Source organism: Bacillus sp. H1a (assembly GCF_000633475.1).
In the GTDB taxonomy this organism is placed as follows: domain Bacteria; phylum Bacillota; class Bacilli; order Bacillales; family Bacillaceae_G; genus Bacillus_A; species Bacillus_A paramycoides.
In genome coordinates this window covers 20,694-27,675 of sequence record NZ_AYMH01000089.1, presented here as the reverse complement: position 1 = coordinate 27,675, position 6,982 = coordinate 20,694, and the positions used below count along the sequence as shown (strand labels likewise).

The window sequence follows — 6,982 nt, the reverse complement described above, 5'->3', positions numbered from 1 at the left end:
AGTCTTTATAGACTTATTTTTATGCAAAGATATTAAGAGAATGGGGATGAACACTAGATAGGGTGAGTTGGCACACATCTTGCAATAAAAAGAGAAAACATTGTATAGAAAAGGATGGGGTACGCAATGAACACAAAAAAATTTGCTAAAGTAAATGAACAAATTCCAGGACCGAAAGCAGCATCTTTATTAGAACGCCGCCAAAATATAGTGCCAAAAGGGGTAAGTAATGGAATTCCAACATTTGTACAGTCTGCAAATGGCGCACTTGTAACAGATGTGGATGGAAATCAGTTCATTGATTTCGCTGGAGCAATTGGGACAATTAATGTAGGGCATTGTCATCCTGCTGTTAAAGAAGCGCTTCATAAACAAGTAGATCAATATATTCACACTGGTTTCAATGTAATGATGTATGAGCCGTATATTGAATTGGCGGAGAAGCTTGCAGCATTAGCACCGGGGAGCTTTGATAAACAAGTATTGTTTTTAAACAGTGGTGCCGAAGCGGTCGAAAATGCGGTAAAAATCGCTCGTAAATATACGAAACGACCTGGTATTATCGCATTTTCTAAAGGGTTTCACGGCCGTACATTAATGACAATGACGATGACGAGTAAAGTAAAACCATATAAATTTGGATTTGGCCCATTTGCTCCAGAAGTATATAAAGCGCCATTCCCATATGAATACCGCCGTCCAGAAGGATTAACAGAAGAGCAGTATGATGATTTTATCATTGAAGAGTTTAAGAATTTCTTTATATCAGAAGTAGCACCAGAAACAATCGCAGCTGTCGTAATGGAGCCAGTTCAAGGAGAAGGTGGATTTATCGTTCCAAGTAAGAAGTTTGTTCAAGAAGTTCGCCGCATTTGTTCAGAACACGGCATCTTATTTGTAGCGGATGAAATTCAAACTGGTTTTAGTCGTACAGGAAAATACTTTGCCATTGATCATTATGATGTCGTTCCAGATTTAATTACGGTATCAAAATCATTAGGCGCCGGCGTACCGATTAGTGGTGTAATTGGGCGTAAAGAAATTATGAATGAGTCTGCGCCAGGAGAATTAGGAGGAACATATGCTGGAAGTCCATTAGGTTGCGCTGCAGCATTAGCTGTTCTTGATGTAATAGAAAAGGAAAAATTAAATGATAGAGCTCTTGAACTCGGAAAAGTAGTAATGAATCGATTTGAAGAGATGAAAAATAAATATAATTGTATCGGTAATGTACGAGGCTTAGGAGCGATGTGTGCATTTGAGCTTGTTCAAGATCGCAAGACGAAGGCACCAGATAAAGTATTGACTTCTAATTTATGTGCAGAAGCAAATAAACGTGGGCTTCTTCTATTATCAGCAGGAACATATGGAAATGTTATCCGTGTGTTAATGCCATTAGTTATTACAGATGAGCAACTTGAGGAAGGTTTAACAATAATTGAAGAATCATTGCAAGCTTGTTATGAGCAAGCAAATATCGCTCGTGTATAAAGAATTGAGATAACTTAAAAAAGGGTATAAAGCTTTTCTTTTTAGGCAGAAGAGGGCGTCTGACTATGCATAGAATCGATCAGCCCCTTTTCCTGCCCCGTGCCAAGCTAAAACAAAGTGAAGGTATGGTTGCGATCGCATTCTGTATTTTTCAAGGCAGCGAATTATGTGCTGAAAAATATAAATAGATTTGTATAAATAACAAATTGAAAACATTCTAGCTTACTCTATATAAAATGCAGAAAATTCACTTTATAATAAAGGTAGTAAAGTGAATCGATGGATATGAAATAGGGAGTGGCTAGGATGGTTGCAGAAAAGGAACGAGTGTTGATGGATTTACAAGATGTATTTGAATATGCATTTGACGAAATTTTTGTTACGGATGATAAAGGAATCGTTGTACGTGTAAATAGCATGTGTGAAAGACATTACCAGCTCTCTGCTAAGGAATTAGTAGGAAAGCATGTACAAGAGTTACAAAAAGAAGGGATTTTTTATCCATCTGCAACGTTAGAAGTAATTGAAAAGAAAAGGCCTGTAGAACTCGTTCAAACAACGAAATCAGGAGAATATTTACATGTTCGTACAAGGCCAGTATTTGATGAACAAGGTAATTTAAGACGAGTTATTAGTTATTCCCGAGATCTTACCGAACTCTACCAATTACGCAAAAAGGTAGAGGAAATGGATAATCAGTTAAAGACATATAAAAAAGAATTAAGAGAAACGTATGAACATGAAGGACTTATTTTTAAAAGCATCGCTATGCAAAAAATAGTCGAAACAATCAAAAAGGTTTCTGTGGTGGATAGTACGGTTCTCGTACTAGGTGAGACGGGAGTAGGAAAAAGCCGGTTAGTACGCCATTTGCATGAGGTGAGTCACCGGAAAAATGAAAGCTTTTATGAAATTAATTGTGCGGCATTGCCGACGAATTTAATTGAATCTGAGCTTTTTGGATATTCAGGTGGGTCTTTTACAGGTGCAAATCGTGAAGGGAAAAAGGGGCTTTTAGAATCAGCGCATAAAGGAACTCTTTTCTTAGATGAAATTGGTGAAATGCCGCTTGAAATTCAGTCAAAACTTCTACAAGTATTACAGGAGAAAACATTTCGGCCGGTAGGAGGAAGAGATTTAAAAAAAGTAGATGTTCGTATAGTCGCGGCCACGAATAGGGACTTAAGCGAAATGGTAAAGGAGGGGACATTTAGGAAGGACTTGTATTACCGCCTAAATGTAATACCAATTTCAATTCCTCCACTTCGTGAGCGGACAGAAGATATATTGCCGCTAGTCTATCATTATTTACATCATTTTAATAAAAAGTACGGACGTGACGTGAAGCTAGCTCCTAGTACGTTACAAATGTTTGTCGGATATCCATGGGAAGGAAACAATAGGGAAATAGAGAATGTAATTGAAAGAATTGTTATCACTGCAGATGATTTTGTAACGGTAGAAGATTTGCCACTATCTATGCAAGAGGCCACAGTTGAACAATCTGGGCAAAGTCTATATAGAATGCTGGAAGAGGTAGAGAGAAATATTATTCTTAAAGCGTATAAAACGTATGGATCAAGTTATAAAGTGGCTGAGTTTTTGCAAATAAGTCAATCTGCTGCCACTAGGAAGATTAAGAAGTTCATAGAGGAGGAAGAAAACATTGGATAAAAAAGCGACGTTCGTAAACTTAGATAAAAAGGCAATGTATATAAATGGCGAGTGGATTACGTTACAAGAACAAATTGAAATTAACAATCCAGCAACACAAGAAGTATTTGCAACTGTACCTAGAGGCGGAGTAACAGAGGCAAAGCAAGCTGTTGACGCTGCACAGGAAGCCTTTAAATCATGGTCAAAATTAACAGCAGCAGATCGTGCAGCAAAGTTAAAAAAGTGGTTTACACTTATTGATGAAAATAAAGAAGAGATTGCAGCGATTATGACGAGAGAACAAGGGAAACCATTTGCGGAAGCACTTGGTGAAGTGAATTATGCAAATAGTTTTGTTGAGTGGTATGCAGAAGAAGGAAAGAGAATATACGGTGAAATGATTCCAGCTTCTCATCCAGATAAACGCATTCTAGTAATGAAACAACCAGTTGGAGTAATGGCGGCTATTACACCGTGGAACTTCCCAGCTGCTATGATCACGAGAAAGGTAGCTCCAGCGCTTGCAGCGGGCTGTACAGCGGTTGTGAAACCAGCGAGTCAAACACCATTAACTGCATTAAAGTTAGCTGAATTAGCACATGAAGCAGATATTCCAAAAGGTGTAATAAATATTGTAACAGGTAGTGCAAAAGCAATTGCTGATACGTGGATGGAAGATGATCGCGTTCGAAAAGTTTCCTTTACAGGATCAACTGAAATTGGGAAAGAATTAATGGCTAGTGCTGCGCAAACGATGAAAAAGGTTTCGCTTGAGTTAGGTGGTCATGCACCATTTATTGTTATGAATGATGCTGATTTAGATAAGGCTGTAGAAGCGGTAATTGGTTCGAAATTCCGTAACGCAGGACAGACGTGTATATGTACGAACCGAGTATTTGTCCAAGAAGGAGTGTACGAAGAATTTGCAGGAAAGTTCCAAAAAGCTGTAGGTCAGCTTAAAGTGGGAGACGGATTCGGCGAAGGAACAACTGTAGGACCACTTATTGATGCAAATGCAATTTCAAAAGTGCAAGAACATATTGAAGATGCAATTCAAAAAGGTGGCGAAGTTTTATATGGTGGCCACAAAATTGCAGAATTAGATGGACATTTCATTCAACCAACTGTAATTGGATTGGCGAATGATACAATGCTTTGCATGAATGAAGAAACATTCGGACCAGTTGCACCGGTTGCGAAATTTAAAACAGTTGAAGAAGTAATCGAGCGAGCGAATAATACACCATACGGTTTAGCTGCGTATATTTTCACAAAAGACATTAGCCAAGCATTCCAAATTAGCGAGGCGTTAGAGTATGGTATTATCGGTTTAAATGATGGACTTCCATCAGTTGCACAAGCGCCATTTGGTGGCTTTAAAGAAAGTGGTATCGGCCGTGAAGGAGGCCATTTCGGTATCGAGGAATATTTAGAAATTAAATATATTTCATTAGGACTATAAGTAGTATACTAGAATCTCGATAAGGTAACAGAGAAGGAGATTCTAGTATGGTATATTGGCTATTATTACTCGTAACAATTATTTTTGAAGTAGCTGGAACAATTGCGATGAAATTATCGAACGGCTTAACAAAGCTTGTTCCAAGTGTACTTATTTTCGTATTCTATGGTATTTGTTTCAGCGTGTTTGCCATCGTTGTTAAAAAGATTCATTTAAGCATTGCTTATGCAATTTGGTCTGGTGTAGGAACACTCCTTATTACAATCATTAGTGTGTACTTCTTTAAAGAGCATATTAGCTTATTCCAAGCATTTTGTATTCTCTTTATTGTTTTAGGGGTAATTGGACTTAAAGTGTCATCGGCATCATGAAAGGCTATCTTTTGTAAAAGATGGCCTTTTTCTTTTGTTTAATATTTTATATGACAAAATATGACAAGGGGAAGCCGAGGGTTTTGTTATGATACATATGAAATGTTGTCTTATGTGGAGGAAAGAGTATGTTAAAAAAGGTGAGTCAAATTGTTTTAATTTGTGGTATAGCTTTTAGTTTAAGTGCTTGTGCGGACACTAAAAATAGTAATGAAAGTAAACAAGAGAACGTTCAAGAAAAAATTTATAAAATAGGTGAGACAGTAGATGTAGATGGTTTGCAAGTAACTCTCGATTCAGTTCAATTAGGATATCCAGATTACACTATAGATAAAAAGAAAGATGATATTTTAGGGATTGTTTTCACAGTGAAAAATAATAGTAAAAAGGAAATACCTTTTGCATTTTACGAATTTGAGATTACAGATAAGAAAGGTACAAAATTTAAAGAATATAAATATGATAGCTTCATTAGTAAAAAGGTAGCACCAGATGAAAAAATCCAAGACATCATGCTATTTGATGTAAATAAAGAAACTACGTATATTGCTACGTATAGGCCTGAGTTTACACATGAGAATAGAACGATAAAATTTGAATTGAAGCCGAACAACTAAAAAACACATTGGATCATCCAATGTGTTTTTTAGTTTGGTTAATTTAAAATGCCCAGTTACCTTTACGGAAGATAGGCTCATGTCTTCCATCAGCTGTAATACCGTCGATATCAAGCTCAGCTGAGCCAATCATGAAGTCTTCGTGTGTAATACTAGCGTTTGCACCATTTTCAGCAAGTTCTTCTTTAGACATTGTTTTTCCGCCAACTAAGTTAAATGCATAAGCATTTCCGATTGCAAGGTGGCAAGATGCATTTTCGTCAAATAGCGTATTGTAGAATAAAATATTTGTGTTTGAAATTGGTGAGTTATGAGGTACTAAAGCTACTTCTCCTAAGAAGTGAGAACCTTCATCTGTTTCTACTAAATGTTTTAAAGCTTCTTCACCAGCTTCAGCTTTATAGTCTACGATACGTCCATTTTCAAATGTTAATGTAAAGTTATCGATAATGTTACCTGCAAATGCTAACGGTTTTGTGCTAGACACTTGGCCGTTTACACCTGTTTTAAGTGGCATTGTAAATACTTCTTCAGTTGGAATGTTAGCCATAAATGGTACGTTCTTTTCATTTAGGCTACCAGCACCAGCCCATACATGCTTTTCTGGAAGTTCGATCGTTAAATCTGTTCCAGGACCTGTATAGTGAAGAGCTTTATAATGTTTTTCGTTTAAGTAATCAACTTTTGTATGTAGCGTTTCGTCATGCTCTTTCCATGCTTCCACAGGATTCTCTAAATCAGCACGAGTAGCTTTGAAAATAGCATCCCATAGTTTTGTTTCTTGTTCTTCTGGTGCTACATCAGGGAATACTTTCGCAGCCCATTCTTTCGTAGGAACAGAAATTACACACCAGCTTACTTTATCTGCTTGTACGTAATCACGGTATACTTTCATTGCTTCACCAGCTACTTTATGAGCTGTTGCGATGCGCGTTGGTTCTACGCCTTTTAATAAATCAGGGTTTTCTGCATAAATAGACATAAATGCAGCACCTTCTTTTGCTAATTCTTCACGAGCATGTGCTTTCCAAGAAGGGAATTCAGAGAAAGCTTCTTCAGGAGCTAGATCGAACTTTAAGCGTGTTAACGTCTCATCATTCCAATCAACATATACGTGTTTTGCACCAGATTTATATGCTTTTTCTGTAACTAGGCGTACAAATTGTACAGCTTCTAGAGGTGCGCTAATTGATAAAGTTTGTCCAGGCTGAATATTAACACCAACATTAACTGCAAGGGCAGCATATTTCTCTAACGTTTGTTCAAATGACATATGTATAATCTCCTTTAGTTTGAAAGATTTCTTACTATATATAATACAAGAAAATTCAAAAAATATATATAAGTATAACGTAAAAAGAGAGCTCAAAATGTATTGAGCTCTC

The 6,982-nt window shown here is 37.0% G+C and carries 6 protein-coding genes; 5 read left to right on the top strand and 1 reads right to left on the bottom strand.

The window, feature by feature from the left end; translation table 11 throughout:
* Positions 1 to 126: 126 nt before the first annotated feature.
* The 5 genes from gabT (at position 127) to U860_RS0129375 (ending at position 5,597) form a co-directional block, all read left to right on the top strand.
* Positions 127 to 1,491, top strand: coding sequence for a 4-aminobutyrate--2-oxoglutarate transaminase (gabT, locus tag U860_RS0129400; protein WP_025151287.1), 1,365 nt, complete (start codon positions 127 to 129; stop codon positions 1,489 to 1,491).
* A 306-nt stretch (positions 1,492 to 1,797) separates the two neighbouring features.
* Positions 1,798 to 3,165, top strand: coding sequence for a sigma 54-interacting transcriptional regulator (locus U860_RS0129390; RefSeq protein ID WP_025151286.1), 1,368 nt, complete (start codon positions 1,798 to 1,800; stop codon positions 3,163 to 3,165).
* Positions 3,158 to 4,609: an NADP-dependent succinate-semialdehyde dehydrogenase gene (gabD, locus tag U860_RS0129385; protein WP_025151285.1), complete on the top strand. Its 1,452-nt coding sequence runs from the start codon at positions 3,158 to 3,160 to the stop codon at positions 4,607 to 4,609. Before U860_RS0129390 ends, gabD begins: the two co-directional genes overlap by 8 nt.
* Positions 4,610 to 4,656: 47 nt before the next feature.
* Positions 4,657 to 4,980 (top strand): multidrug efflux SMR transporter, encoded by a 324-nt coding sequence (locus U860_RS0129380; RefSeq protein WP_000263262.1) that lies wholly within the window; start codon positions 4,657 to 4,659, stop codon positions 4,978 to 4,980.
* Between the two features lie 128 nt (positions 4,981 to 5,108).
* Positions 5,109 to 5,597 carry a DUF4352 domain-containing protein gene (locus U860_RS0129375; protein ID WP_025151284.1) on the top strand — a complete coding sequence of 163 codons (489 nt, stop codon included), beginning with the start codon at positions 5,109 to 5,111 and terminating at the stop codon, positions 5,595 to 5,597.
* Between the two features lie 43 nt (positions 5,598 to 5,640).
* Here the strand turns inward: U860_RS0129375 and U860_RS0129370 are convergent, their stop codons facing one another.
* On the bottom strand, positions 5,641 to 6,870 hold the full coding sequence (locus U860_RS0129370) for an aminopeptidase (protein ID WP_025151283.1): 1,230 nt from the start codon (positions 6,868 to 6,870) through the stop codon (positions 5,641 to 5,643).
* Positions 6,871 to 6,982 lie beyond the last annotated feature (112 nt).

Coding starts and splice junctions, on each gene's coding strand:
- gabT (WP_025151287.1), top strand. CDS start 127: ATGAACACAAAAAAATTTGCTAAAGTAAATGAACAAATTCCAGGACCG.
- U860_RS0129390 (WP_025151286.1), top strand. CDS start 1,798: ATGGTTGCAGAAAAGGAACGAGTGTTGATGGATTTACAAGATGTATTT.
- U860_RS0129380 (WP_000263262.1), top strand. CDS start 4,657: ATGGTATATTGGCTATTATTACTCGTAACAATTATTTTTGAAGTAGCT.
- U860_RS0129375 (WP_025151284.1), top strand. CDS start 5,109: ATGTTAAAAAAGGTGAGTCAAATTGTTTTAATTTGTGGTATAGCTTTT.
- U860_RS0129370 (WP_025151283.1), bottom strand. CDS start 6,870: ATGTCATTTGAACAAACGTTAGAGAAATATGCTGCCCTTGCAGTTAAT.